The organism is Halotalea alkalilenta (genome assembly GCF_001648175.1).
Classification (GTDB): domain Bacteria; phylum Pseudomonadota; class Gammaproteobacteria; order Pseudomonadales; family Halomonadaceae; genus Halotalea; species Halotalea alkalilenta_A.
On sequence record NZ_CP015243.1, the window covers coordinates 3923575 to 3947368 of the forward strand.

Consider the following 23794-nt stretch of genomic DNA (forward strand, 5'->3'; position numbering starts at 1 on the left):
CAGCCCAGATATTCCATCCCCACCGAGCGCTAGGCGTGCGTCAATTGGAGTTCACGAGCGTCTTCGATTCGTCTTTCCGAACGACCGGAGGAAACGCCCGATCGATCAAACCTCGATAAAGATGGGCGTAGGGCACGCTCGATACGCTCCAGTGATAGTGGATCCCCATCGCCGCACGGCGCATGGCGTAGAACAGGTCGGTGGTGCGATAGACCGAGAAGGCGCGGTTGATCGCGGCCTTGAAACTCTCGACGGTCATACGATCGAACAAAAACCCGGTCACTCCGTCCTCGATGGTATCGACCAGCCCGCCAGTGCGATGGGCGATCGGCAGCGAGCCGAAGCGCTGGGCGTACATCTGCGACAGGCCACAGGGTTCGAAGCGCGAGGGCATCAGCAGGAAATCGCTCCCGGCGAAGATGCACCGCGCCTCGCGTTCGCTGAAGCCGACGCGCACGCCGATCGCCCCTGGGAAGCGCGCGGCGAGATTGCGCAGCGCGCTTTCGATCGAAGGCTCCCCTCGGCCGATCACCACCAGCTGCCCTCCTTTGCGCACGATCGACTCGGCGGCGGCGATGGTCAGGTCCACCCCTTTCTGGTGGACCAGCCGGGAAACCACCGCGAACAGCGGCCCATGGCAGATCGCCAGACCGAACATCTGGCGCAGGTGCTCGCAGTTGATCCGCTTACCGATCCAGTCGCTGGTGCCGAAGCCGCGCAGCAAGTGGGCGTCGCTTTGCGGGTCCCAGGTATCGTCGATACCGTTGGCGATGCCGCACAGCCGCCCCTGCTCGGCGCGTTCGCGCAGCAAGCGCTCGAGACCACAACCAAACTCCTCGGTGGTGATCTCGCGCGCATAGGTGGCGCTCACCGTGGTCAGCTGCTCGGCGTGGACCAGACCAGCCTTCATGAAAGAGAGATTGCCGTAGAACTCGAGTTGATCGGTGCCCAACGCTTCGGGCGGAATACCCAGGCTTTGGTGGTAGTCCAGCGGGAAGAGCCCTTGATAGGCGAGGTTATGGATGGTGAACACACAGGGCGCCGGCTGCTTCCACCAATGGAGATAGCCGGCGGCAAGCGCGGTGGGCCAATCGTTGAGGTGGAGCAGATCGGCCTGCCAGGCGGGATCACCCACACCCGCGGCAAGCTGGGCGGCGGCAAGCGAAAGCCGACCGAAACGGATGTGGTTGTCGTCCCAGTCGCGCCCGTCCGGCGCGAGATAGGGCGACCCCTCGCGCTCGAACAGCTCAGGACAGACCAGCACGTAGACGATGAGCCCATCGGGCAGGTCGATCCGCGCCAGCTCGCACTCGGGAATTCCCGCCAGGGCAGGCAGGCGGCCGACCTCGATCAGTGGGTACCCGGCGCCGACCACCTGGGGATAGCCCGGGATCATCACGCGCACGTCGAAATCGGTCGACATCGCCCGCGGCAGCGCCGCGGAGACGTCGCCAAGGCCACCGACCTTGATGAAATCAGCGGACTCCGGTGTGACGAAAAGCACCCTGCGCCGTTGCGACGACTCTTCCTCATCGTAGCTGGAGGGGTGCGAACCATCGCGCACTGCACCCACCAGGGCCCGAAAGTCATTGGTGATCGCGCTGCTGCCCATGATTTCCCCCCGTGTCCGCACCGGTGACCGATCAAGGCGAACCGGAGGACGAACGCGAAGCAAAACTCAGCGTCCCACCGGGCACCTCACTCAATGAACAGCAAAACCCGTACCGTGAATTGATCTTCGACGACCATCCAATACCTTGGTATTAGATGGTGATCGGACAGCCGATGAACGTTGCCCGCAGAGATGCTGATTCCGGTGACCACGCATGAAGGAAGTTCGCCCACCCCCGACCACCGCTTTTCGCTCGATGATCGACTCGCCCCTTCTTCATATAGTCGCTAAAGACGACGGCAGTCAAAGGATGAACATCAACTGTAACGCTTCGCTACCTAGCGTTCCTTGAACTGAATCAATTAATTCACTCAAGGCGACCTGGCAAGCGGTAGGAAGCAAGGTGCGGCATGCCTGTCACAGGCATGCCGACGGGGGTTCCAGGCATGGAAGATCGTTCTTTAGTCTTGAATGCCTCTTCGCGAAGCAGCCAAGCTCAGACGGCGCCGTATTGGCACCATCTTGGCCCAGAGACGGCCACCGCCTGAACGAGGCGAGCTTCAGGACGCTGCGCGCCCCTCGACCCGAGCTGCCTTGCGCGAGGCATGAATGAACGCCACGACGAAGAAGATCGAGAGCAGAAGCACGATCGTCGGTGCCGGTGCGCTGTCGATGAAGAACGAAAGATAGACCCCGGCGAAGGAACCGACCACCGCGATCGCGACGGAGAGGATCAGCATGGTGCTGAACCGCCGAGTGAGCAGGAAGGCGATGGCCCCGGGCGCGATCAGCATGGCGATGGCGATGATGATGCCGACCGCCTGCAGCGCACCGACGATGGTCAGCGAGATCAGGCAAAGCAGACCATAGTGGAGCAGGTGGACCCGAAGGCCGACCGCCCGCGCTTGGGTGGGATCGAAGGCGTGGAGCAGGAAATCCTTCCACTTGATGCCGATGACGCAGGCGGTGATCGCCGCAATGAGCGCGGACTGGGCGATATCGCCCCAGGAGACGCCGAGCATGTCGCCGAACAGGATATGGTCGAGATGCACGTCGGACTGGATCTTGACGTAGAGAACCAAGCCCAGACCGAACATGCCGGAGAACACCACGCCCATCACGGTGTCCTGCTTGATGCGGCTGTTGTCCTTCAGGAAGCCGGTCGCGACGGCGCAGAACATGCCGGCGATGAAGGCCCCGATCGCATAAGGGAAGCCGACGATGTAGGCGATGACGACCCCGGGAAAGACCGCGTGCGAGATCGCATCGCCCATCAGCGACCAGCCCTTGAGGACGAGGAAGCAGGAAAGCAGCGCCATGGGGATCGCGACCAGCACGGAGATGATCAGCGCATTGACCATGAAGCTGAACTGAAACGGCATGAGCAAGGTGTCGATAAGGCTCATCGACCTGCCTCCAGTGCCTGCGACGCACGCCTGCGGGCCGCCAGCATTCCATGCTTGGGAGCGAACAGGAAAGCGATCAGGAAGATCGTGGTCTGGAGCACGACGATGATCCCGCCGGTAGCCCCGTCGAGGAAATAGCTCGCATAGGCGCCGGTGAAGCTGGTAAGCGTGCCGATCGCGACAGCGATGACCAGCAGTCGCGGGAACCGGTCCGTCAGCAGGTAGGCGGTCGCGCCAGGCGTTACGACCATGCAGATGACGAGAAACGCACCCACCGTCTGGAGCGCGGCAACGGTAGAGGCCGACAGCAGGGTGAAGAACATGATCTTGAGCGCGGTGGGGTTGAGCCCGACCGAGCGCGCATGGCTCTCATCGAAGAACACCACCATCAGGTCCTTCCATTTGGCGAGCAGGATGGCGAGCGAGACGAAGCCGATGACCGCAAGCTGCAGGGTATCCCCCGGCGTGATCGCAAGGATGTTGCCGAGCACGATGGTCTGGATGTTCACCGATGTCGGCGAGAGTGAAACCATGAACAGGCCGAGCCCGAAGAAGGCCGAGAAGATCAGGCCGATGATGGCATCTTCCTTCAGCTTGGTGCGTTGGTTGAGGAAGAGCATGGTCGCAGCCGCCAGCCCACCGGAGAAGAACGCGCCGATCGAGAACGGCAGCCCGAGCATGTAGGCACCGGCGACGCCCGGCACGATCGAGTGCGAAAGCGCGTCGCCGATCAGCGACCACCCCTTGAGCATCAGGTAGCAGGACAGGAACGCACAGACGCCGCCGACCAGGGCCGAGACCCACATCGCATTGAGCATGTAGTTGTAAGTGAACGGCTCGAGCAGGCCAGTCATCATTGCGACCTCCCCTCGTCCCGCGCTGGCGAACGCGCCGTCGCTTTGCCGCCCTGGAACACCAGCGGGCGTTCATCGTCGGTGAAGACGCCGATCGGATGCGCGCCGTCGCCGGGCGCCTGTTGCAGGACGAAATGACGCAGCACACCGCCGAAGGTCTCTTCGAGATTCTCCTGGGTGAAGGTCTCGACCGTCGGGCCATAGGCAAGGATGGTGCCCTTGATCAGGATGGTGCGGTCGCAGAACTCCGGCACGCTACCGAGATTGTGCGTGGAGACGAGCATGACGCGGCCCTCATCGCGCAGCTCCCCCAACAGCTTGACGATCTGGTCCTCGGTCTTGACGTCGACGCCGGTGAAGGGTTCATCCAGCAGGATGACCCGGCCGTCCTGGGCGAGCGCCCGCGCGAGGAAGACCCGCTTTCTCTGGCCGCCTGAAAGTTCTCCGATCTGGCGCTTGCGAAAATCGCTCATGTCGACGCGGGCGAGCGCATTGGAAACGGCCTCGCGGTCAGCCGCCTTGGGCATGCGTAACATGCCCATGTGCCCGTAACGCCCCATCATGACGACGTCTTCGACCAGTACCGGAAAGTTCCAGTCGACCTCTTCCGCCTGCGGCACGTAGGCCACCAGGTTCTGGCGCAGGGCCTGCTCGACCGGCATGCCCAGCACTCGGATCTCTCCCCTGGCGAGACGCAAAAACCCCATGATCGACTTGAACAGGGTCGACTTGCCGGAGCCGTTGACCCCGACGAGCGCCGCGATGGTACCGGTCGGGATCTGGAAGCTCGCGTCGCGAAGCGCGGTGTGGCCATTGCGGTAGGTGACCGTGGCGCCGCTGACTTCAATGCCTGATCCCGCCTCGGTAGAGGCGGGAAGAACAGATGAGGCGGGGGATGCTGTCACTGGCTGAGTCCCGTGGCGATCGTTTCCGAAGTGACGCGGAGCAGGTCGATGTAAGTAGGTACCTCGCCATCCGGCCCGGTCAGCGAATCGACATAGAGCACGCCGCCATACCTGGCACCGGTCTCACGAGCGACCTGCTGCGCCGGCGCGGGCGAGATGGTGCTCTCCGAGAAGACCACCCCGATGTCATGCTCGCGGACCGCGTCGATCACCTTGCGCACCTGCTGCGGGGTGCCCTGCTGGTCGGCGTTGATCGGCCAGAGATAGAGCTCCTTCAGCCCGAAGTCGCGTGCCAGATAGGAAAAGGCGCCCTCGCTCGTCACCAGCCAGCGTTTTTCTTCCGGGATGCTGGCAAGCTGCGCTTTGATCGGCTCTATCGCCGCATTGATCCGCGCTTTGTACGCTTGCGCATTGGCTGCGTAGATCTCGGCATTCTCGGGATCATGCTCCATGAAAGCATCGCGGATGTTGTCGACGTAGATCGATGCCGCCGCAGGGGACATCCACGCATGGGGATTCGGTTTACCCGTATAGGGCCCCTCGGCGATGCCCATCGGCTCGATTCCTTCGGAGACCACCACACTCGGCACGTCCCTCAAGTTCTGGAAGAAGCGCTCGAACCATAGCTCCAGGTTGAGGCCGTTCCAGAGGATCAACTGTGCTCCCTGCGCCCGCATGATGTCACCTGGCGTAGGCTGGTAATTGTGGATCTCAGCATCCGGCCTGGTGATCGATTCCACGATAGCCGCATCGCCGGCGACATTTTGCGCAATGTCGGCAATGACCGTGAAGGTGGTCACCGCCTTGAACTTCTCCTCGGCGGCGGCTGGCGCGACGCTCGCAATGGCGGCCACCGCCAGTGCTGCGACCATCACTGCACGCCTCAAACGGTCGATCATCTTTCTGACTCCTCCTAAGACCTGGCTACGAAATTCCGAAACTCTCATGACTTCGGTGATCGAACCGGGAGGCCGCCGCGAGCCCGCCCGCTTTCACCACGAGGCATATAATGAAACGATGATGAAAATAGAATCAATATCACAAAAAAATAAACCTAGGTTAACTTAAGCCTGAAAAAAGCCCGCTCGCGTCATGCGGCCGGGCTCGGTAAACCTCGGGGGTAAAAAGCGGCTCAGTAGGGGAAGTGCGGTACCAGCGGGGCATCGATCACATGGATGACGCCGTTATCGGCGCGGAGGTCGGCTTCGATCACCTCCCGCCCGTTGACGCTGAAACGCTCGCCATCGTCGACCAGGCGCAGCTGCTGAGTCAGCGCCGGCACCACAGGGGTATGCACGACTTCATCACGGACGATCAAAGCGGGGACCGCGTGATAGGCGACCCAACGCTCGAGCGTTGCGCGCGAGGCGGAATCCAACCGCTGCGCCTGGGCGGGCTCCAGCTCGGCGAACCCTTCGTCGACAGGGATGAAGACGGTGAACGGCCCCCTGCCCTCGAGCCTATCGGACAGCCCGGAAGCCTCGGCCATCTCGATGAAGCGGGTAAAACGGCCATCCTCGCGAGCGACCTCGAGCACGTCCGCGGCGGCGGCCGGCTGAGCCCCTAGCATGGCGAACGGCAACAAGGGCAGCACGAGGCGTAGCGGCTTGGGCAGCGTAAGGCGCATCGGTGTCTCCATTGGTCATGATCACGGCGACGGATTCTAACCGCCCGCGGTTTCATATCGCGCAGGCCGCTAAGCCTGGTCTCGGCGAAACGGAAGCAGTTCCCCGGCGGCATCGCGGCGGGCGATCGTCAGCGCGCGCTCATCCGTCAGGAAGGTCTCAACCGCATAGCGCAGCGAAGGTGCGGCGAGCCAATGCAGCGAGTACGTGAGCAGCGGCTCGAACCCGCGCGGAATCTTGTGCTCGCCCTGAGTACCCGGGTCGAAGTGCTCAAGACCCTGGGTCAGACAATAGTCGATGCCCTGGTAGTAGCAAGCCTCGAAATGCAGGCAGTCCGCGTGCACTTCGCTCCCCCAGTAGCGACCATAGAGCGTATCGCCCCCCTGGAAGAACAACGAGCAGGCGACGGGGACACCATGATGACGGACCTGGACCAGCATCAACGCCTCGGGCATCCGCTGGACCAGGAGGACGAAGAACGCCAGCGGCAGGTAGCCGCGCTGCCCATGCTCGAGATAGGTGATCTGGTAGCAGCGATAGAAATGCTCAAGTGCCGCTTCATCGATCTCGGCGCCGCACAGCCGGTGCAGCGTCAGTCCTTGCTCGCCGACCTTGCGTCGCTCGCGCCGGACTTCCTTGCGTCGTTTGGCGGTAAAGGTGGCGAGAAAGCCCTCGAAGTCACGGTAGCCGCGATCATGCCAGTGGTACTGGACCCCGTAGCGCAGCGCCAGGGCGGGCCACGCCGCCCGCCAGCGCTGACTTTCAGCCTCGCTGGGGAACAGCAGGTGCCAGCCGGAAACACGCGGGCTTTCGAGCCAGGGAAGCAACGCTTCGACCAATGCCAAGCGAGACTCGCCCACTGCGTGCAAAAGCCTGGGCCCGGTCGCCGGCGTGAACGGAACCGCGCTGACCAGCTTGGGATAGTACTCTCCGCCGGCGCGCTCCCAGGCATCCGCCCACTGCCAGTCGAAGACGTACTCACCGAACGAGTGGTGCTTCTCGAAACATGGCAGTGCCGCGACCAACCGCTCACCGCGCCAAATACCGAGATGACGAGGCAACCAACCGCTCTCGCCCCCCACCGCCCCGCTCTCCTCCAGCGCATGCAGGAAGGCATGGCGAACGAAGGGATAGCCATCGTTCACCAGCGCGTCCCACTGTTCGGCGGGCAGCGAGCCGAGCGAAAGCGAACGCACCTCGAGTTCGCACGAGCTTCCCAGTGCCCCCTGGACACCTCTATCCATCGGCTCCTCCTGGAGAGGAAAATGTTACGGCCACGGCGTGGAGCCGCTTGATGTGGTGCGCTATTCTAGGCCGAATCATCACCGCCCGATCCCGGCGCCCCAGACCCGCCTGCCAGTTGCTCAGGTCGCGCCAGCCAGCCCAAGCCCCAGAGGTCTCAAGCCGCCCCCATGCTAGTTTCGATTCTCGACAACGACTTCTACAAGTTCACCATGCAGAACGCGGTGATCAAGCTCTTTCCCCGGGCCTGGGCGCGCTATGGATTCATCAATCGCGGCAAGCATGCCTTTCCTGAAGGCTTCTCGACGCGCCTGCGCGCCGCTGTGGACAGGATGGCCGAACTCGAGCTGAGCCAGGACGAACGCGACTTCCTCGAACGGACCTGTCCCTATCTAGACCCGACCTATCACGACTTCCTCCAGGGTTTTCGCTTCGACCCCAACGAGGTGGTCATCCGCCAGCGTGGAGAGGATCTCGAAGTCACGGTCGAGGGGCTCTGGTACCGTACGATCCTATGGGAAATGCCGCTGATGGCGCTGATCAGCGAGCTATGGTTCGAGATGCGGGCCGAGCCGAGAGAGAGCGATGAGCAGGCGCTGGAGAAGACCAGGGCGAAAATCGAGCACTACCGCCGGCTCGGACTCAAGGTCGCCGAATTCGGCACTCGCCGGCGCTACAGCTATGCGCTGCATGACAAGGTGGTGGCAACGCTCAAGCGCTATGGCGAGAGCTCATTCACCGGCACCAGCAACGTTCATCTGGCGCACCGTCACGGCGTCAAGCCGCTCGGCACCCATGCCCATGAGTGGTTCATGTTCCATGCCGCCAACTATGGCTTCAAGGTCGCGAACTCGGTAGCGCTGAACAACTGGGTCAAGGTCTATCGTGGCGATCTTGGCATCGCGCTGACCGATACCTTCACCACCGAGGTATTCTTCGCCAGCTTCGACAAAATGCTCGCCAAACTCTTCGATGGGCTCCGCCACGACAGCGGCGATGCGATCGCTTTCGCCGAAACCACCATCGACCACTACAAGAAGCTCGGCATCGATCCGCGCAGCAAGACGATCATCTTCTCCGACGCGCTCGATCCGGAGAAGGTCGATCGAATCGTGCGTTTTTGCAGCGGCAGGATCGGCATGTCCTTCGGCATCGGTACCAATTTCACCAATGATGTCGGGGTCAAGCCGATGAACATCGTGGTCAAGATGACGGAAACCCGCCCGGAGGGAGACGATCAGTGGCTCGCGGTGGTGAAACTCTCGGATATCCGTGAGAAGAACACGGGCGATCCGCAGATGATCGAGCTGGCCCGCCAGATTCTTTCCCTTCCCGGCTGAACGCCGGCGCCATCGGGACGAGACTCAGGCGCGCCGGCGCAGCGGCGCCCGCTCGTCGACGGCTTCATCGCGCGGCTTTTCGAGCTTGCTCTCCGATTCGGCGGTTGATTGGGCCTGGCGACGCGGCTCATCCACGACCTCGACGCCCTGGCTGGCCGCGCGCTCGCGCGCCACGCGCATCAGTGCCTCGAGCTGCTCGGCGCTGATCTCGACGCGCTCGACTCGGCGTTCGCCACTCCAAAGCACATCGATGATCGGCCGCTCTCGGTGCTGATCGAGACCGACTACGCGACCGATCCGATCCTGGCGAGAATCACGCAGGGTCGAACCGAGCAGATAATGAATGTCGCTGACGAAGGGCAATCTTCTTCTATTGGACATGTAATTCACCGGACATGCTGGATTTCGTGGTGACGGCGCTCGCTCGCGAACGTACGAAAGACGCTATGCCTGCCGACGGGTTCGCCCATGATCAAAGGCAGAAAAATCATCGTTACGCTCGAGCGCACCGACGAGACCGCACGGAAGCCGACGCTACAGTACAGGCGCACCTGCGCTATCAAGGTCATTTATAGGGCCGGAGTCTAACATACGCCATAGATCAAAAATAAAAGGCCCTGTCAATATTTTTGTAGTCAAGGATTCACCTTCAATCACTCAGCTTTACATCGTATGAACATTGCTTGAACGCTTCGAACCCAACTTTTTGCAGTTGAAAGGCCGAGGTTGAAAAGTAGTTTGGGAACTAGTCGAGATATCGAACTCGCAGTGGAGAAATCTCTCGGCCAAAAGCAGTCGTTAAAGGAAAGTATGCGCAAAACCTCGCCGATCATCGCGGCGTTTGCATAACCACGCAATCGCCAGGATCGACGATCACCAACCCGACCCCAACGGACGCCCTTATGACCACCCGCTTCTCTCCCGACTTCACCCACAGCGCGCTGATCGTGGTCGATGTGCAGCCCGATTTCATGCCTGGCAGCGCGCTGGCCTGCGAAGATGGCGACCAGATCGTCTCCGCCATCGACGCGCTGCTCGCCGCCCGACGCTTCGGCCACGTGGTCGCGACGCAGGACTGGCACACGCCCGGACATGTCTCGTTCGCGAGCCAGCATCCCGGCAAGGCGCCATTCGAGCGCATCCCGCTGCATGGCGAAGAGCAAACCCTATGGCCGGATCACTGCGTGCAGGGCAGCCCGGGCGCGCAGCTGCACCCCATGATCGACTGGGCACCGGTCGACTTGATCATCCGCAAAGGCACCGATCCCCAGGTCGACTCCTACAGCGCCTTTCGCCATAACCCCGGCCCCGCCGGCAGCCGTCCAACCACCGGCCTTGCCGGCTGGCTGCGCGAGCGCGGCGTGACGGATGTCTATCTCTGCGGCCTCGCCCGCGACGTCTGCGTGCTATGGAGCGCCGAGGACGCAGTGGATGCGGGGTTCAAGACCCATCTGCTGTGGTCGCTCAGCCGCCCGGTCAGCTCGGCGAGCGACATCGAGACCAAGCGGTTGCTCGCGGCCAGCGGGGTCGCGGTCGGCGAAATCGACAGCGCGAATTGAGTGACTATGCTGTGGGAACGACGATGGAGCGTCGTCGGCCATCAATCCCACCAGGAGGTGTAGAATCATGAGCGACAACGTCTACAAGTCGATCGAACTGACCGGTTCAGCTACCACCAGCGTCGAGGATGCGGTGAACAACGCCTTGATCAAGGCGAGCGAGACGGTACGCGACATGCAGTGGTTCGAGATCACCAGCACCCGCGGCCATATCGAAGGCGGTCGTGTCGCGCACTGGCAGGTCAGCCTCAAGGTCGGTTTCAAGCTGGAATGAAACGCTCGATGAGCAACGCTGGATGAACTCTGACGGATGAAGATACTGATCCTCGGCGCGGGGCAGGTGGGCGGCACGTTGGCTGAGCACCTCGCCCGCGAAGAGAACGACATCACCGTGATCGATGTCGACCTGACAAGCCTGCGCGAGCTGCACAACCGCTGCGAAATCAGCATTCTCCATGGCCATGCCTCGCACCCCGCGGTACTTGCCGAAGCGGGCTGCGAGAGCGCCGACATGCTGATCGCCGTGACCAACGATGACGAGATCAACATGGTCGCCTGCCAGGTGGCCTATTCGCTGTTCAAGACGCCCACCAAGATCGCGCGGGTGCGCTCGAGTGCCTACTTGATGCGTCGCGAGCTGTTCAATCCCGGTGCGATCCCGATCGACGTGCTGATCAGTCCTGAGCAGGTGGTGACCACCCAGATCCGCCGGCTGATCGAGTATCCCGGCGCGCTCCAGGTGCTCGACTTCTGCGATGGGATGATCCAGCTGGTGGCGATGAAAGCCTACCAGGATGGCCCGCTGGTCGGGCAGAAGCTGCGGGCGCTGCACGAGGCCCCTGACGCGATCAACAGCTGGGTCAGCGCGATCTACCGGCACAATCGCCCATTCATTCCCGATGGGCACACGGTGGTCGAAGCCGACGACGAGATCTTCTTCTTCGCCGCGCGCCGTGACATCCGCACGGTGATGGCGAGAATGCGGCGCAGCGATCGCAGCGTCCGCCACGTCATCATCGCCGGCGGCGGCCACATTGGCGAACGGCTGGCGCAGTCGCTCGAGCCCTCCCATCGGGTCAAGATCATCGAACGCGACCTGGAACGCTGCCAGACCCTCGCCGAGCGCCTCGACGACACCGTGGTGCTGCACGGCTCTGCGACCTCGCAGCGCCTGCTCACCGATGAGAACATCGACGAGTGCGACATCTATTGCGCGCTGACCAATGATGACGAAGTCAACGTCATGTCCTCGATGCTGGCCAAGCGCCTCGGCGCACGCAAGGTGCTCGCCCTGATCAACAACACCGCCTACGTCGATCTGGTCCAGGGTGGTGAGATCGATATCGCCATCTCGCCGGAACAAGCGACCATCAGCGGCCTGCTCTCCCATGTGCGCCAGGGCGATCTGGTCAGCGTCCATTCGCTGCGCCGGGGCGCGGCGGAAGCGATCGAGCTGGTGGTCCATGGCAAGGAGCGACACTCACGGGTGGTTGGCCATACCATCCGGGAACTCGCACTTCCAGAGGGCATCGCCATCGGTGTGGTGGTACGCGGCGAAGAGGTGCTGTTCGGCAAGGGGTCGCTGCGCATCCAGGACGGCGATCATCTCGTCTTGCTGGTGATCGACAGGCAAAAGCTGCGCGAAGTGGAGCGCCTGTTCCAGGTCGATGGACGGATTCGCTGACAGCGGACCCCCTCCGCATGACTGGCTTGGCACCCACCATCAATATGTTATAGTATATCTAAACAGCGCCGTATCCCGATAACCGACCCATTTCGATAGGGAGCACTACCATGCGTGCCAACATTCATCCCAGCTATCGCAAAGTGGTGTTCCACGACACCAACGCCGATGCCTATTTCCTGATCGGCTCGACCATCGACGCCCATGACACCATCGAGTGGCAGGACGGCAACACCTACCCGCTGGTCAAGCTCGATGTCTCCTCGGCCTCGCACCCCTTCTATACCGGCCAGCAGCGTGCGATCAGCAGCGAGGGACGCGCCGCCCAGTTCAAACGGCGCTTCGGCTCTCTCGGCTCACGCAGCTGAACGACCGCCGGTAGCCCGCACTGAGCGTGAGCGGGCAAAGCAAAGGTAGAGAGGTGAAATAAAAAAGGGGCGCTGCTCACAGCACCCCCTGCTCTTTTTGTGTACCAGATCAAAGCAGCGTTTCGAGCCGAGCGGCTTCCATCGACTCGATCTTGCCCTCGAGCGCTTCGATCAGCCGCTTGAAGTGACTCTGCTCCTCGCGGCGCGAGATCGCTTCCTGGTCACGCCACTGCTCGAGAATGTAGAAAGCGCTGGGGCGCTTGAAGTCACGGTTGAGCGCATAGAACTCGCAGCCGTCATCGATCCGCGATGGGGGCACCACCTCCCTCAGCGCCTCTTCGACCTCCTGCTCATACCCCGGCTTGGCGACGATCGTGGTGATCACTCCAATGCCCATGCTGGCTCCTCGCTTGAAAGCTGGCGTAACGCCGTCTTGCCCCACTCTAACCCGCCGCAGGAGCGGTTGAAACGCCCAGGCCGTCTCGGGGCGCTTCCAGCCGCTCGAGCTGGCGGCGCATCGCCGCCGATGGCCGCTCCAGACGCCGATAGGCCCTGCTCGCCGCATAACTCTCGTTGAAGACATCGAAGTAATCATCGAGCACCCCGGCCGCCTCAAGCTCCCCGGCCACGCGCAGCAGTTCGGCTGCGACCTCCGCGGTGCAAAGGTGCTGGGCGGAGGCCGGGGTGCGCAGCCGATAGCGAGTCAGCCGGTCGGTGCGCAATGCGACGATCGGAAGCCGGGCCAGATAGGGGCTCTGGCGGAACATCCTGCGGGCCTGACGCCAGGTGCCATCGAGGATCACGAACACCGGTATGCGCTCGTCATCCGGAGCGCGATACGCGACGACTCGATCGGCGTAGTCGGGCTGATCGTCGGGGAAGACCAGAAACGGCATGAAGCGCGGATCCGCGAGCCGTTCGAGCAGCAGCGGGTCCGGCTCGGTGCGGGACCAGCCGAAAACTTCGGTCGAGGCCAAGCAATCGGCGATCAGCCGCCCGGTGTTGGTCGGTTTGTGCCGCTCGAGAGCATGGGTGATCAGCCAGAAACGCGCCCTCGCCTCGACCTTCACCTTGTAGGGGCACAGGCAGTTGAGCTGCGGCAGACGACAGCCTTCGCAACGCACGACCGCACTGCCGCGCGCCTTGAACGGCCGGCGAGGATGGTCGCTCGTCTCACCGCGAGGAAGGTCTCGATTCATGAAGGTTCCGTGGAGGTCGTGCTGATGCCGGTGGTCGGGCGGCGCTTCCAGTAGCCAGCAAGCAGCGATCCGGAAATATTGTGCCAGACCGAAAACAGCGCACCAGGCAGCGCCGCCGCCGGCGTGAAGAACTGGGTCGCAAGCGAAACCGCCAGCGCCGAATTCTGCATCCCGACCTCGAAAGCCAAGGTGCGGCTCTTGCGCTCATCGAGCCCGAGCAGCCGGCCGCCCCAGTATCCTCCCGCAAGGCCTACGCCGTTGTGCAGAAGCACCGCCACCGCGACGATGGGCCCGAGCGTCGCCAGCTGGCCGACGTTGGCGGCCACCACCACCCCGATGATCACCAGGATCGCGGCCACCGCGACGCTTGCGAGCATCGGCTCGATCCGCTCGATATGCGCGCCGATGAATCGGTGCACCGCCACCCCGAGCAGGATCGGCAGCAGCACCAGTCGAGCGATGCTCCAGAGCATCGCCCATACCGGCACGCTGACGCTTTGCCCGACCAGCAGCCAGACCAGCAGCGGCGTGAGCACCACCGAGACCAGGGTCGAGACGATGGTCAGGCTGACCGCCAGCGCCACGTTGCCACCGGAGATCCAGGTCATCACGTTGGAGGCGGTGCCGCTGGATACCGCGCCGACCAGGATCATCCCGACCATCAGCTCCGGCGGCAGGCCGAGCAGCCAACCGATCGCGAACGCGGCCAGCGGCATCACCGTGTAGTGGAGCAACAGACCGAGCAGCACCGCTCGGGGATCACGGAACACACCGGCGAAGTCCTCGCGCGAGAGCGTCACTCCCATGACGAACATGATCAGCATCAAAAGCGGCTGAACCAGCCCGGCAAGCGAGAGCAGCGGAGCCGGCAGGCATACCGCGAACACGGCGACCAGGATCGCCCACACTGGGAACAGCCGGTTGAATGATTCGAACATGACGAAAGAAAACCTCGAGAATGCCAAGCGGCGGCACCGTAGAAGGCGCCGCCGCGAGAAGAAAAGCCCGCCGACTCAGCCGGCGAACGTATCGGGGAGCGTGAATCGCCGGGTCCGGCGCCAGTGATCGACCAGCAGCGGGACACCTTCGGCGGCGCGGCGCGACAGCGCCTTCACGCCCTGGGGGGCAAACTCGTGCGCTCTGGGATCGACCAGCAGGCGCGGTACGTGAAATGCCACCTCATCGATCAACCCCGCCACCGGCATGACGTTCAGCGAGGTGCCAACGACCAGCAGCAGGTCAGCATCGGCGGTGAGCTCACGGGCGGCATCGAGAAGCAGCACCGGCTCGCCGAACCAGACCACGTGCGGACGCAGCTGGCTGCCCTTGTCGCACAGGTCGCCGAGGCTGATCTCCTCGCCCTCGGCGAGCGGATAGATCAAGCGGGGATCGACGCTCGAGCGAGCATTCATCACGTTGCCGTGAAGATGCATCACATCCTTGGAGCCCGCGCGTTCGTGAAGGTCATCGATGTTCTGGGTCAGAATGGTGACGCGGAAACCAGCGCCTTCCAGCTCAGCCAGGGCACGATGAGCCGCATTGGGGCGAGCGCTACGGATCTGTCGGCGCCGCTCGGCGTAGAACTCGAGCACACGCTCGGGATCACGCCGCCAACCCTCTGGTGTCGCGACCGCCTCGACGGGATGATTGGCCCATAGGCCCTCCGCCGCGCGGAAAGTCTCGATACCACTCTCGGCACTGATGCCAGCGCCGCTCAGCACCACGAGATGCGGCATAGATCCCCCTAGCGTCGAACGACGCACTCGCCCAGCGCCGCCCATGCATCCAGCGCCTTCACTATTGATCCCGCCTGGCCGGACCTTTTCCGCCAGGACAGCGGGTGGCGATTCTATCAGATATAGATCAGGGGGCCATCCCAAGCGGCCCCAAGGCGTGTTGACACCCCTCGGTATCTGTACATCGCCGACGTTTGGCGCCAGAATATCGCGCCATCCTTTGGTCGTGAATCTCGTGACACCTCTTCGCGTGCTCCACTTGGACGACGATATCGTCGTCGTCGCCAAGCCTGCGGGCGTACTGGTCCACCGCAGCGCGCTGGACCGCCATGCGCCCCGCATCCTGCTCCAAGAGCTGCGCGATACCATTCAGCGGCGGGTCTACCCGGTCCATCGGCTCGATCGGCCCACCTCGGGCGCCATGGTCTTCGCTCTCAGCCCAGAAGCCGCGGCGAAGCTCTCCGAACAGTTCACCGAACACCGAGTGGATAAACGCTACCTCGCCGTGGTACGCGGCTATGCGCCGGTCGCCGCCAGGCTCGACTGGCCACTGCGCGAGGAGGATGGGCTTCGGCCCAAGGCGGAAAATCCCGCCATGCCCGCGTGCACCGAGATAGCCAGGCTCGCCGAGATCGAGCTGCCGGTCGCCATCGACCGCTACCCGAGCAGCCGCTACTCACTGATCGAAGCCAACCCGTCGAGCGGGCGACGCCACCAGATCCGCCGTCACCTGAGCCAAGCGGGCCACCCGCTGATCGGCGATGCCAAGCATGGCAAGGGCGTGCACAACCGCTATTTCAAGACGCACTACTTCGCCGAATTCCCGGGCAGCGCCCGGCTGCTGCTGGCGGCGACCCGACTTGGCTTCGCCCATCCGTTCAGCGGTGCGCGAATCGAGGTCGAAGCGGCACTCGAGAGCGACTTCGCCGCCCTGCTGGAGCGCTTCGGCTGGCAGGCGCATCTCTCCCGGGACCGTATCACCGTATACGAGCAGACCAATCCATAGGACCGATGATGAGTGATTCTTCCTTCGCCCCATCGCTTGAGCGCGACGCCGCCGAGCTGCGTTTCGGCGGCATCCGCCGGCTGATCGGCGCTCGCGCGCAGACGCGGCTGGCCCGTGCTCACGTCGCCGTGATCGGCGTCGGTGGCGTCGGCAGCTGGGCCGTCGAAGCGCTGGCGCGCAGCGGTATCGGCCGGCTGACCCTGATCGACCTGGACGACGTCTGCGTGTCCAACGTCAATCGCCAGCTGCCTGCCCTCGATGGCCAGATCGGTCGCCCCAAGGTCGAGGTACTCGCCGAGCGAATGCGGCTGATCAACCCGGATCTCGAGCTCGACCCGGTCAGCGCCTTCGTCACCCCACACAATCTCGAGCAGCGCCTCGATATCGGCATCGATCACGTGATCGATGCCATCGACTCTCTTGCCGCCAAGACCGCGTTGGTCGACTGGTGCAAGCGCCGAGGGCTCGGTCTCACCGTAACCGGTGGAGCCGGAGGGCTGCTCGACCCGACCCGGATCGAACGGCGCGACCTGTCGCGCACCGAGCAGGACCCGCTGCTCGCCAAGCTGCGCAGCAATCTGCGGCGCCATCACGGCTATCCGCGCGACCCCAAGCGCCGCTTCGGCATCACCTGCATCTGCTCCGACGAGCAGCGCCGCTATCCAGCACCGGACGGAGAGGTCTGCGCGCGCAAGCCGGGCGCTGGCGAATCCACCCGGCTCGACTGCGCCTCAGGCTATGGAGCAGCGAGCTTCGTCACCGGCGCCTTCGGCTTCGCCGCCGCCGCCCATGCGGTCGAGCGACTCTCGAGCAGGCTCGAAGACTGAACATCCATCATCACAGCAGGAACCCGCATGCCTCCCAACGATCCGATCCCCAGACCGGGCATCTATCGCCACTACAAGGGCGCGCTCTATCAAGTGATCGGCGTCGCGCGCCACAGCGAGACCGAGGAGCAGCTGGTGATCTACCGGGCACTCTACGGTGACTACGATCTCTGGAGCCGACCGCTCGGCATGTTCAATCAAACCATCGAACGCGATGGTGAGCCCAGGCCCCGCTTCGCTCTGGTCAAGGCTTTCGAGCAAGGCTAGACGCTAGACGCTAGACGCTGCAAAGGCTGTAGCCGCTACCAGGCATCGAATAGCCAGAGCGCAAAACGAAGCGGCCGCCCCAATGGGGCGGCCGCTGGCGCGACGGCGACGATGTCAGTGAGCGTCTTCGTTGATGTGCTGTTCGTTGACCGGTTTGAGCTGGTTCTGCAGATAGTTGGGCAGGCCGATCTTCTCGATCAGCGAGAGCTCGGTCTCGATATGATCGATATGCTCCTCCTCGTCGGCGAGGATCTCCTTGAGCAGATCGCGACTGACGTAGTCGCCCACCGATTCGCAATACTGGATCGCGGAGATCAGCGCCTTGTGCGCATCGTACTCGAGCTGAAGGTCGGCCTTGAGCATCTCGACGGTATCTTCGCCGATGTGCAGCTTGCCGAGATCCTGCAGGTTGGGCAGTCCGTCGAGGAACAGGATCCGCTGAGTGAGCCGGTCGGCGTGGCGCATCTCCTCGATCGACTCCCCGTACTCCCACTTCGCCAGCCCATCGATACCCCAGTTCTCGTACATCCGGGCATGGAGAAAGTACTGGTTGATCGCCACCAGTTCATTACCCAGGATGACGTTGAGGTGCTCGATTACCTTCGGGTCGCCTTTCATCTGCAGTTCCTCTGCCAAGTCTTAGTCGTCACGGTAGGGCGGTGCCAAACGCCCGTAGACCGGCAGTATCTGACAGCTTACCCCTGTTTTCCATACATTTTCGTTCATTTTTCCCGACGTTCGAGGACGACAATCAATCCTATTACCACTCAATAGAGCGTCCGATTGCGACCCGGTACCGATGCGCGAATAGTGACGAAAAACAGTACCGAGAAAGAGAAAAGCCCCAGCGGCGCAAGAAGCGCCGCTGGGGCTCTGAAACGATGGCCTTGAAACGAGGGCTTTGAAACGACGGCTGAATCAGAATCGAGTAACGGTCACACCGCGTAGGCGAGGTCGAAGCGCGGCTCCAGCTCGGCCAGCGCGTCCCGGACGATCTCCTTGCCGACCCTGGCACACTTGCAGCACTGGCTGGCGCACCCGGTGGCTTCACGTACTTCCTTCCAGCTCGAAGCACCCTCCTCGACCGCTTGCCTGAGCTGACGGTCGGTCACTCCCTTGCAAAGACAGACGTACATGAATTCCCCCGGCGGCGATTGGATAGGGCCGATCGCGAATGGAGCGGGCTCGGACCCAATTGCGTAATCTACCTAATTAACAGAAGAACTCAATGACAACTGAGACAAATTCACATTGGATGCAGAAAAGCATCCGCACTTCCATGCGCATCGATCAGCGGCGCTCACTCGGCGGCGAGCGCAAAAAGGACAATGCGAAGAAGAGTGCAAAGGAGGATTCAACGACGAGGGCGGAGCGGCCCGGTGGGCCGCTCCTTGATCAACCGGTGCGTCTGAGCAGGAAGGCGCCGAAGGCGAAGCAGGCGAAGATCGGTATCACCACCGCCCAGATCGGCGAGAAGCCGAAGAGGATCGACGAAGGTGCGAGCAGGTCCTGCAGGTACTTGAAGCTCAATCCTACGATCACGCCGTAGAAGATCCGCGTCCCCGCGGCGACCGAACGCAATGGGCCGAACACGAAAGAGGCGGCGACCAGCACAAGCCCCGCCAGCGCCAGCGGCTGCAGCACCTTCTGCCAGAAGTAGAGCCAACTGGTGTTGCTGTTGACGCCCTGGGCGTCCTGGTAGTGGGCGAAACGCCAGAGGCTACCGATCGACTGGGTGTCGGGGGCCATGATCACCAGGGTCAGGAACTGCGGATCGAAGCTGGTTTGCCAGTCGAGGACGTCGTAGCGCTCGGATACCGTGCCGCTGTCCTCGAAGCTGGTCTCGCGCACGCCCTCGAGCCGCCAGCGTCGCTCGTCGGCGTTCCATACGCCACGATCGGCGTAGCTGGCCGAGACCAGCCGGCCCTCGTCGTAGTGATAGCGAGTCACGCCGATCAGCACGTTGTCGGATCGGATCGCGCCGAAGTGATAAACGTCCTGGCCCTCGATCTGCCAACCACCGCTGACCGCGTTGATCGCGCCCTGTCCCTGGATACGCTCGGTGCGATAGGCTTTGGCAGCCTGCTCGGTCTGGGGCACCAGCCATTCGCCCACGGCCATGGTCACGATCACCACCAGCGCCAGCGGTTTCATCACCCCCCAGATCAGTCGACCGATCGAACGCCCCGCGGCGCGCATCGCGGTCAACTCGTTGCTCGAGGCCATCGCCCCGAGCCCCAGCAGCGCACCCAGCAGCACCGCCACCGGCGCATAGGCGTAGAAGCGCCACGGCATGCGTATCGCCAGATAGGCCAGGATCGACAGAGGTCCATAGTCGCCGCGGGTATCGCCGAGTTCGTTGATGAACGAAATGGTGAAATCCAGCGACAGCAAAGTGAACTGGGTGATCAGCATCGCCGCCAGCACATTGCGGGCGACGTAGCGGTCGAATCGATCGAACATCAGCGCCCCCTCCTCTGGCCAAAAGTGCGCCTCAGCAGCCAGAGGCCGAAGAGCAGGAAGGCGAGGTGGATCGGCCAGACACCGATGTAGGTCGCGAGCACCCCGTCCCTCATCGCCTCCTGGGCGGAGAGCAAGAGGCTCAGGTAGACCACGTGGAGCATGATCGCCGGCAGCAGCTTGGCGAAGCGCCCCTGGCGGGGGTCGACCCGCGACAGCGACATCGCCAGCAGGGTCAGCACCGGGATCATCAGCGCCAGGCTCAAGCGCCATTGCAGCTCGGCGCGAGCATCGCTGTCATCGCGCGTCAACAGCTGGGCGGTCGACTGCAGTTCGACATCGTCGAGGTCGCGTTCGCTGGCGACGCTTTCGATCCGGAACGCATAGGTGGCGAAGTCGAGCCGCTCGGCGGCGTTGCCGCCGGGCTCGACCGTATAGCGATGGCCGTTGGACAGCACCAGGTAGCGCTGGCCGGTCTGCTCGTCGTTGACCTGATAGCCGCTTTCGGCACGGGTCACCACGTGAGAGGAGTCATCGGTGGCGTCCTGCCCCTCGCTGATGAAGACGTTCTCCAACCGGCTGCGGTTCTCGCTCAGATGCTCGGCGTAGACCGTGCGGCCACTGCCGAAGTCCTGGAAACGTCCCGGGCTCAGCGCGCTGAAATCGGCCTGGGCACTCTGCTGCTGCAGCGTCAGCTCGTTGGTGGCGAGCCCCAGCGGGGTCAACCACAGGCTGCAAAGCCCGACCAGTATGCCGGTGAATACCCCCGGCCACAGCGAGATGCCGAGCAGCTTGAGCGGGCTGAAGCCACAGGCCTGCAGCACCGTCATTTCACTGTTCAGGTAGAGCTGCCCGTAGGCCAGCATGATGCCGAGGAAGAATGCCAGCGGCAGGATCAACTGCAGGAAGCCGGGCATATGGAACAGCATCAGGCTGCCGACCAGCCCCACCGGCAGGCTGCCCGCTGCCGCATCGGCGAAATAGCGAATGAAGCGGCTGCCCATGATGACCAGTAACAGCACCGCCGTGACGGCGGCCATGGTGATCAGGATCTCGCGAATCAAATAGCGGAATACGACCAAAACCAGGCTCCCGTATGTGCATGATGCGTCCCCGTTCCGAAAGGGATCCCGGGGCACTCGGCGATTGCGCGCGACGCGCCATCGCGTACACTGGCAAGCCGATGACATCGACCGGCGGCGCCTTTGCCGACGGTCCTACGACCGAGGCCGCCCATCCCAAGCTGGGGTCGTCCCCAAGCGCATAGCAGCGGCATTATCCAGAATCCCTCATCGCTTGTCTCGCGCCGCCCGCGAGACTACGAGCCGAAGCGCATCGCCATGGAGCCGTCATGCAATTCAATGCAAGCCTCACGCCCGCCGCCACCCTTTCGACCCAGTGCCTGCTGTTGCCAGTGTTCAAGCCCGGCACCGGCACCCCTCGCCAGACCGCTACCTTCCAGAAGATAGACGACGCGCTGGGCGGCCTGCTCGGGCGTTTGCTCGATCGCGGCGATTTCAGCGCCGACCCCGGCGCGACGCTGCTGCTTCCGGAGCTGGCCGGCATCGAAGCCGAACGACTGCTCCTGGTAGGCCTCGGCGACGCGGAAAAGTTCGCCGAGCCGGCGCTGCGCAGTGCCTTCGCAAGCGCACTCGAGGCGGCATGCAAGCTCAAGATCGAGCGTCTCGCTGCCGCCTTCGCCGATCCGCTGCTCGATGATCGCGAGCCCGAGTGGCAGGCACGGATCACCGCCGAAAGCGCGCTCAAGGCCAGCTACCGCTTCACCGCCGGCAAGAGCGAACCGCCCAAGCCGGTCACCCTGGCCGAACTGACCCTGGTGATCGACGCCACCCTCGATCAGACACGTGCCGAGCAGAGCCTCGCGCTCGGCGCCGCGGTCGGCGAAGGGATCAACTACGCCCGTGAGCTCGGCAACCTGCCGGGCAATGTCTGCACCCCGCGCTATCTCGCCGAGCGCGCCGTCGAGCTCGGCGCCAACGGCGCGCTGGATGTCACCATCCACGACGAACAAGCGATAGAAGAGATGGGCGCGGGTGCTCTGCTGGCGGTCGGCAAGGGCAGCGCCGAGCCGCCGCGGCTGATCGTGATGGAGTATCGCGGCGGTGCCGCGGACCAGCCGCCCCACGTACTGGTGGGCAAGGGCATCACCTTCGATACCGGCGGCATCTCGATCAAGCCGGCCGCCGACATGGACGAAATGAAATTCGACATGTGCGGCGCGGCGAGCGTGTTCGGCACGATGAAAACGCTGCTCGCGGTGAAGCCCAAGCTCAACGTGGTGGCAATCGTCGCTTCGGCGGAAAACATGCCGGACGGCCGCTCGGTCAAGCCGGGCGACATCGTCAAGACCCTCAAGGGATTGACCGTCGAAGTCCTCAACACCGACGCCGAGGGCCGCCTGGTGCTGTGCGATGCGCTGACCTACGCCGAGCGCTACCAGCCGGCCAGCGTGGTCGACATCGCCACCCTCACCGGTGCCTGCATCATCGCCCTGGGGGATCATGCCAGCGGGCTGTTCTCGAACGACGACGAGCTCGCCGAGGCCCTGCTCGAAGCCGCCGATGAATCCTGGGATCGCGCTTGGCAGCTGCCGATCTGGGACGACTACCAGAAGCAGCTCGAATCCAACTTCGCCGACCTTGGCAACATAGGCGGACGCAAGGCCGGCTCGATCACCGCTGCCTGCTACCTGTCGCGCTTCGCCGAAGCCTACCCCTGGGCCCACCTCGACGTCGCCGGCACTGCCTGGAACGGCAAGAAAGGCGCCAGCGGACGCCCGGTCGGACTGCTCACCCAGTATCTGTTCGACCGCGAGGCCGAAGCGCTGGAAGCCGACGAGCTCGGTCCGCTCGAGGAGGTATGAGATGAGCACCGCTATGATCGACGACCGCCCGGTGATGCTGATCACCGGTGGTTCGCGCGGTATCGGCGCGGCCACCGCGCGGCTCGCCGCGAGCCGTGGCTACGCCGTGGCGATCAACTACCGCGCCGAACGCGAAGCCGCCGAGCGCCTGGTTGCCGAGATCGAATCAAAAGGCGCAGTGGCTTGGGCGATCCAGGCCGATATCGGCGTCGAAGCCGAGATCGAGGCGATGTTCGCCGCGCTGGATGCGCGTTTCGGACGCCTCGATGTGCTGGTCAACAATGCAGGTATCGTCGACCAGGTCTGCCGGGTCGAGGCGATGAGCTTCGAGCGCGTCGAGCGGATGATGCGGATCAACGTCGCGGGTCCGTTCATTTGCGCCCGCGAGGCGATCAAGCGGATGGCGCTCCAGCACGGTGGCAAGGGCGGGGCTATCGTCAACGTCTCCTCGGCCGCGGCCCATCGCGGCGGCGCCAACGAATACGTCGACTATGCCGCCTCCAAGGGCGCGATAGACACCTTCAGCGAAGGACTCGCCAAGGAGCTCGCAAGCGATGGCATCCGCGTCAACGTGGTGCGCCCAGGCGTGATCCGCACCGAGATCCACGCCAGCGGCGGGCGCCCCGACAAACCCGAGCAGTCGGCCAAGGGCATCCCGCTCGGCCGCGCCGGCGAAGTCGAGGAGATCGCAGGCGGCATCCTTTGGCTTGCGTCCTCCGAAGCCTCGTTCACCACCGGCGCGGTGCTCGACATCGACGGCGGGGTCTGATCCTTCAAAACCCTCGCGCGCGGGCCAGCCCGCGCGTTTTCGAGCAAGTCG

General features: G+C 63.4%; 26 protein-coding genes. 10 read left to right on the forward strand and 16 right to left on the reverse strand.

Features of this window, described 5'->3' with window-relative positions:
* Positions 1-40: 40 nt before the first annotated feature.
* From glgA to A5892_RS17615, 7 genes are all read right to left on the reverse strand, one after another.
* On the reverse strand, positions 41-1612 hold the full coding sequence (gene glgA, locus A5892_RS17585) for a glycogen synthase GlgA (RefSeq protein WP_064123895.1): 1572 nt from the start codon (positions 1610-1612) through the stop codon (positions 41-43).
* A 560-nt stretch (positions 1613-2172) separates the two neighbouring features.
* A complete protein-coding gene (locus A5892_RS17590; RefSeq protein ID WP_064123896.1) occupies positions 2173-3018 on the reverse strand; it encodes a metal ABC transporter permease in 846 nt (281 codons plus the stop codon).
* Positions 3015-3875: a metal ABC transporter permease gene (locus tag A5892_RS17595; RefSeq protein ID WP_064123897.1), complete on the reverse strand. Its 861-nt coding sequence runs from the start codon at positions 3873-3875 to the stop codon at positions 3015-3017. The genes A5892_RS17590 and A5892_RS17595 overlap by 4 nt, the downstream gene beginning before the upstream one ends.
* A complete protein-coding gene (locus A5892_RS17600; protein WP_064123898.1) occupies positions 3872-4777 on the reverse strand; it encodes a manganese/iron ABC transporter ATP-binding protein in 906 nt (301 codons plus the stop codon). The genes A5892_RS17595 and A5892_RS17600 overlap by 4 nt, the downstream gene beginning before the upstream one ends.
* Positions 4774-5676 (reverse strand): metal ABC transporter substrate-binding protein, encoded by a 903-nt coding sequence (locus A5892_RS17605; RefSeq protein ID WP_064123899.1) that lies wholly within the window; start codon positions 5674-5676, stop codon positions 4774-4776. The genes A5892_RS17600 and A5892_RS17605 overlap by 4 nt, the downstream gene beginning before the upstream one ends.
* Before the next feature lie 233 nt (positions 5677-5909).
* Positions 5910-6404 carry a fasciclin domain-containing protein gene (locus tag A5892_RS17610; RefSeq protein WP_064123900.1) on the reverse strand — a complete coding sequence of 165 codons (495 nt, stop codon included), beginning with the start codon at positions 6402-6404 and terminating at the stop codon, positions 5910-5912.
* A gap of 69 nt (positions 6405-6473) precedes the next feature.
* On the reverse strand, positions 6474-7646 hold the full coding sequence (locus tag A5892_RS17615; protein WP_064123901.1) for a GNAT family N-acetyltransferase: 1173 nt from the start codon (positions 7644-7646) through the stop codon (positions 6474-6476).
* A gap of 168 nt (positions 7647-7814) precedes the next feature.
* Here A5892_RS17615 and pncB point away from each other — a divergent pair, with 168 nt between their 5' ends.
* Complete coding sequence (pncB, locus tag A5892_RS17620) at positions 7815-8984, forward strand: nicotinate phosphoribosyltransferase (protein WP_064123902.1); 1170 nt, start codon at positions 7815-7817, stop codon at positions 8982-8984.
* Positions 8985-9008: 24 nt separating this feature from the next.
* Here the strand turns inward: pncB and A5892_RS17625 are convergent, their stop codons facing one another.
* Positions 9009-9365, reverse strand: coding sequence for a hypothetical protein (locus A5892_RS17625; protein WP_150123592.1), 357 nt, complete (start codon positions 9363-9365; stop codon positions 9009-9011).
* Between the two features lie 521 nt (positions 9366-9886).
* On the opposite strand from A5892_RS17625, the gene A5892_RS17630 reads away from it, so the two are divergent.
* The 4 genes from A5892_RS17630 to A5892_RS17645 all read left to right on the forward strand — a co-directional run bounded on the left by A5892_RS17630 (position 9887) and on the right by A5892_RS17645 (position 12595).
* A complete protein-coding gene (locus A5892_RS17630; RefSeq protein WP_064123904.1) occupies positions 9887-10543 on the forward strand; it encodes a nicotinamidase in 657 nt (218 codons plus the stop codon).
* A 67-nt stretch (positions 10544-10610) separates the two neighbouring features.
* Positions 10611-10817, forward strand: coding sequence for a dodecin (locus tag A5892_RS17635; protein WP_027349758.1), 207 nt, complete (start codon positions 10611-10613; stop codon positions 10815-10817).
* Positions 10818-10853: 36 nt separating this feature from the next.
* On the forward strand, positions 10854-12227 hold the full coding sequence (gene trkA / locus A5892_RS17640; RefSeq protein WP_064123905.1) for a Trk system potassium transporter TrkA: 1374 nt from the start codon (positions 10854-10856) through the stop codon (positions 12225-12227).
* Between the two features lie 110 nt (positions 12228-12337).
* Positions 12338-12595, forward strand: a complete 258-nt coding sequence (locus tag A5892_RS17645) for a type B 50S ribosomal protein L31 (protein WP_064123906.1) — start codon at positions 12338-12340, stop codon at positions 12593-12595.
* A 109-nt stretch (positions 12596-12704) separates the two neighbouring features.
* On the opposite strand, the gene A5892_RS20570 is transcribed toward A5892_RS17645, so the two are convergent.
* The 4 genes from A5892_RS20570 to A5892_RS17665 all read right to left on the reverse strand — a co-directional run bounded on the left by A5892_RS20570 (position 12705) and on the right by A5892_RS17665 (position 15530).
* Positions 12705-12992: a putative quinol monooxygenase gene (locus tag A5892_RS20570; RefSeq protein ID WP_027348551.1), complete on the reverse strand. Its 288-nt coding sequence runs from the start codon at positions 12990-12992 to the stop codon at positions 12705-12707.
* Positions 12993-13038: 46 nt separating this feature from the next.
* Positions 13039-13794 (reverse strand): tRNA-uridine aminocarboxypropyltransferase, encoded by a 756-nt coding sequence (locus A5892_RS17655; RefSeq protein ID WP_064123907.1) that lies wholly within the window; start codon positions 13792-13794, stop codon positions 13039-13041.
* Entirely contained in the window at positions 13791-14732 is a 942-nt protein-coding gene (locus A5892_RS17660) for a bile acid:sodium symporter family protein (RefSeq protein ID WP_064123908.1), read from the reverse strand. The genes A5892_RS17655 and A5892_RS17660 overlap by 4 nt, the downstream gene beginning before the upstream one ends.
* A 75-nt stretch (positions 14733-14807) precedes the next feature.
* A complete protein-coding gene (locus tag A5892_RS17665) occupies positions 14808-15530 on the reverse strand; it encodes an SIR2 family NAD-dependent protein deacylase (RefSeq protein ID WP_150123594.1) in 723 nt (240 codons plus the stop codon).
* 235 nt (positions 15531-15765) lie between these two features.
* On the opposite strand from A5892_RS17665, the gene A5892_RS17670 reads away from it, so the two are divergent.
* Genes A5892_RS17670 through A5892_RS17680 form a run of 3 tightly spaced genes read left to right on the forward strand, consistent with a single transcriptional unit; the run spans position 15766 to position 17630 of the window.
* A complete protein-coding gene (locus A5892_RS17670) occupies positions 15766-16536 on the forward strand; it encodes a pseudouridine synthase (RefSeq protein ID WP_064124594.1) in 771 nt (256 codons plus the stop codon).
* Between the two features lie 8 nt (positions 16537-16544).
* Complete coding sequence (gene tcdA / locus A5892_RS17675) at positions 16545-17363, forward strand: tRNA cyclic N6-threonylcarbamoyladenosine(37) synthase TcdA (protein WP_064124595.1); 819 nt, start codon at positions 16545-16547, stop codon at positions 17361-17363.
* 27 nt (positions 17364-17390) lie between these two features.
* Positions 17391-17630: a DUF1653 domain-containing protein gene (locus tag A5892_RS17680; RefSeq protein ID WP_064123910.1), complete on the forward strand. Its 240-nt coding sequence runs from the start codon at positions 17391-17393 to the stop codon at positions 17628-17630.
* A gap of 114 nt (positions 17631-17744) precedes the next feature.
* Here A5892_RS17680 and bfr read toward each other — a convergent pair whose 3' ends face one another.
* The 4 genes from bfr to lptF all read right to left on the reverse strand — a co-directional run bounded on the left by bfr (position 17745) and on the right by lptF (position 21172).
* Positions 17745-18248 carry a bacterioferritin gene (gene bfr / locus A5892_RS17685; protein WP_064123911.1) on the reverse strand — a complete coding sequence of 168 codons (504 nt, stop codon included), beginning with the start codon at positions 18246-18248 and terminating at the stop codon, positions 17745-17747.
* A 317-nt stretch (positions 18249-18565) separates the two neighbouring features.
* Positions 18566-18766, reverse strand: a complete 201-nt coding sequence (locus A5892_RS17690) for a bacterioferritin-associated ferredoxin (RefSeq protein ID WP_064123912.1) — start codon at positions 18764-18766, stop codon at positions 18566-18568.
* 259 nt (positions 18767-19025) lie between these two features.
* The gene (gene lptG, locus A5892_RS17695; RefSeq protein WP_317627703.1) at positions 19026-20093 is read right to left on the reverse strand and encodes an LPS export ABC transporter permease LptG; all 1068 of its coding nucleotides are present in this window, start codon (positions 20091-20093) and stop codon (positions 19026-19028) included.
* Positions 20093-21172 carry an LPS export ABC transporter permease LptF gene (gene lptF, locus A5892_RS17700; protein ID WP_064123913.1) on the reverse strand — a complete coding sequence of 360 codons (1080 nt, stop codon included), beginning with the start codon at positions 21170-21172 and terminating at the stop codon, positions 20093-20095. Before lptF ends, lptG begins: the two co-directional genes overlap by 1 nt.
* Positions 21173-21441: 269 nt before the next feature.
* On the opposite strand from lptF, the gene A5892_RS17705 reads away from it, so the two are divergent.
* Together A5892_RS17705 and A5892_RS17710 are read left to right on the forward strand one after the other, a co-directional pair.
* Positions 21442-22974, forward strand: coding sequence for a leucyl aminopeptidase (locus A5892_RS17705; RefSeq protein ID WP_064123914.1), 1533 nt, complete (start codon positions 21442-21444; stop codon positions 22972-22974).
* 1 nt (position 22975) lies between these two features.
* Positions 22976-23743 (forward strand): SDR family oxidoreductase, encoded by a 768-nt coding sequence (locus tag A5892_RS17710; protein WP_223302723.1) that lies wholly within the window; start codon positions 22976-22978, stop codon positions 23741-23743.
* The last annotated feature ends 51 nt before the right edge of the window (positions 23744-23794 follow it).

Excerpts from the sequence above, each read along its gene's own strand:
- A5892_RS20570 (WP_027348551.1), bottom strand. The coding sequence starts at position 12,992 with ATGGGCATTGGAGTGATCACCACGATCGTCGCCAAGCCGGGGTATGAG.
- A5892_RS17645 (WP_064123906.1), top strand. The coding sequence starts at position 12,338 with ATGCGTGCCAACATTCATCCCAGCTATCGCAAAGTGGTGTTCCACGAC.
- A5892_RS17635 (WP_027349758.1), top strand. The coding sequence starts at position 10,611 with ATGAGCGACAACGTCTACAAGTCGATCGAACTGACCGGTTCAGCTACC.
- A5892_RS17710 (WP_223302723.1), top strand. The coding sequence starts at position 22,976 with ATGAGCACCGCTATGATCGACGACCGCCCGGTGATGCTGATCACCGGT.
- A5892_RS17595 (WP_064123897.1), bottom strand. The coding sequence starts at position 3,875 with ATGATGACTGGCCTGCTCGAGCCGTTCACTTACAACTACATGCTCAAT.
- lptG (WP_317627703.1), bottom strand. The coding sequence starts at position 20,093 with ATGTTCGATCGATTCGACCGCTACGTCGCCCGCAATGTGCTGGCGGCG.
- bfr (WP_064123911.1), bottom strand. The coding sequence starts at position 18,248 with ATGAAAGGCGACCCGAAGGTAATCGAGCACCTCAACGTCATCCTGGGT.
- A5892_RS17625 (WP_150123592.1), bottom strand. The coding sequence starts at position 9,365 with ATGTCCAATAGAAGAAGATTGCCCTTCGTCAGCGACATTCATTATCTG.
- A5892_RS17665 (WP_150123594.1), bottom strand. The coding sequence starts at position 15,530 with ATGCCGCATCTCGTGGTGCTGAGCGGCGCTGGCATCAGTGCCGAGAGT.
- A5892_RS17615 (WP_064123901.1), bottom strand. The coding sequence starts at position 7,646 with ATGGATAGAGGTGTCCAGGGGGCACTGGGAAGCTCGTGCGAACTCGAG.
- A5892_RS17590 (WP_064123896.1), bottom strand. The coding sequence starts at position 3,018 with ATGAGCCTTATCGACACCTTGCTCATGCCGTTTCAGTTCAGCTTCATG.
- A5892_RS17690 (WP_064123912.1), bottom strand. The coding sequence starts at position 18,766 with ATGTACGTCTGTCTTTGCAAGGGAGTGACCGACCGTCAGCTCAGGCAA.
- trkA (WP_064123905.1), top strand. The coding sequence starts at position 10,854 with ATGAAGATACTGATCCTCGGCGCGGGGCAGGTGGGCGGCACGTTGGCT.
- glgA (WP_064123895.1), bottom strand. The coding sequence starts at position 1,612 with ATGGGCAGCAGCGCGATCACCAATGACTTTCGGGCCCTGGTGGGTGCA.
- tcdA (WP_064124595.1), top strand. The coding sequence starts at position 16,545 with ATGAGTGATTCTTCCTTCGCCCCATCGCTTGAGCGCGACGCCGCCGAG.
- A5892_RS17605 (WP_064123899.1), bottom strand. The coding sequence starts at position 5,676 with ATGATCGACCGTTTGAGGCGTGCAGTGATGGTCGCAGCACTGGCGGTG.
- A5892_RS17705 (WP_064123914.1), top strand. The coding sequence starts at position 21,442 with ATGCAATTCAATGCAAGCCTCACGCCCGCCGCCACCCTTTCGACCCAG.
- A5892_RS17660 (WP_064123908.1), bottom strand. The coding sequence starts at position 14,732 with ATGTTCGAATCATTCAACCGGCTGTTCCCAGTGTGGGCGATCCTGGTC.
- pncB (WP_064123902.1), top strand. The coding sequence starts at position 7,815 with ATGCTAGTTTCGATTCTCGACAACGACTTCTACAAGTTCACCATGCAG.
- A5892_RS17680 (WP_064123910.1), top strand. The coding sequence starts at position 17,391 with ATGCCTCCCAACGATCCGATCCCCAGACCGGGCATCTATCGCCACTAC.
- A5892_RS17655 (WP_064123907.1), bottom strand. The coding sequence starts at position 13,794 with ATGAATCGAGACCTTCCTCGCGGTGAGACGAGCGACCATCCTCGCCGG.
- A5892_RS17610 (WP_064123900.1), bottom strand. The coding sequence starts at position 6,404 with ATGCGCCTTACGCTGCCCAAGCCGCTACGCCTCGTGCTGCCCTTGTTG.
- A5892_RS17630 (WP_064123904.1), top strand. The coding sequence starts at position 9,887 with ATGACCACCCGCTTCTCTCCCGACTTCACCCACAGCGCGCTGATCGTG.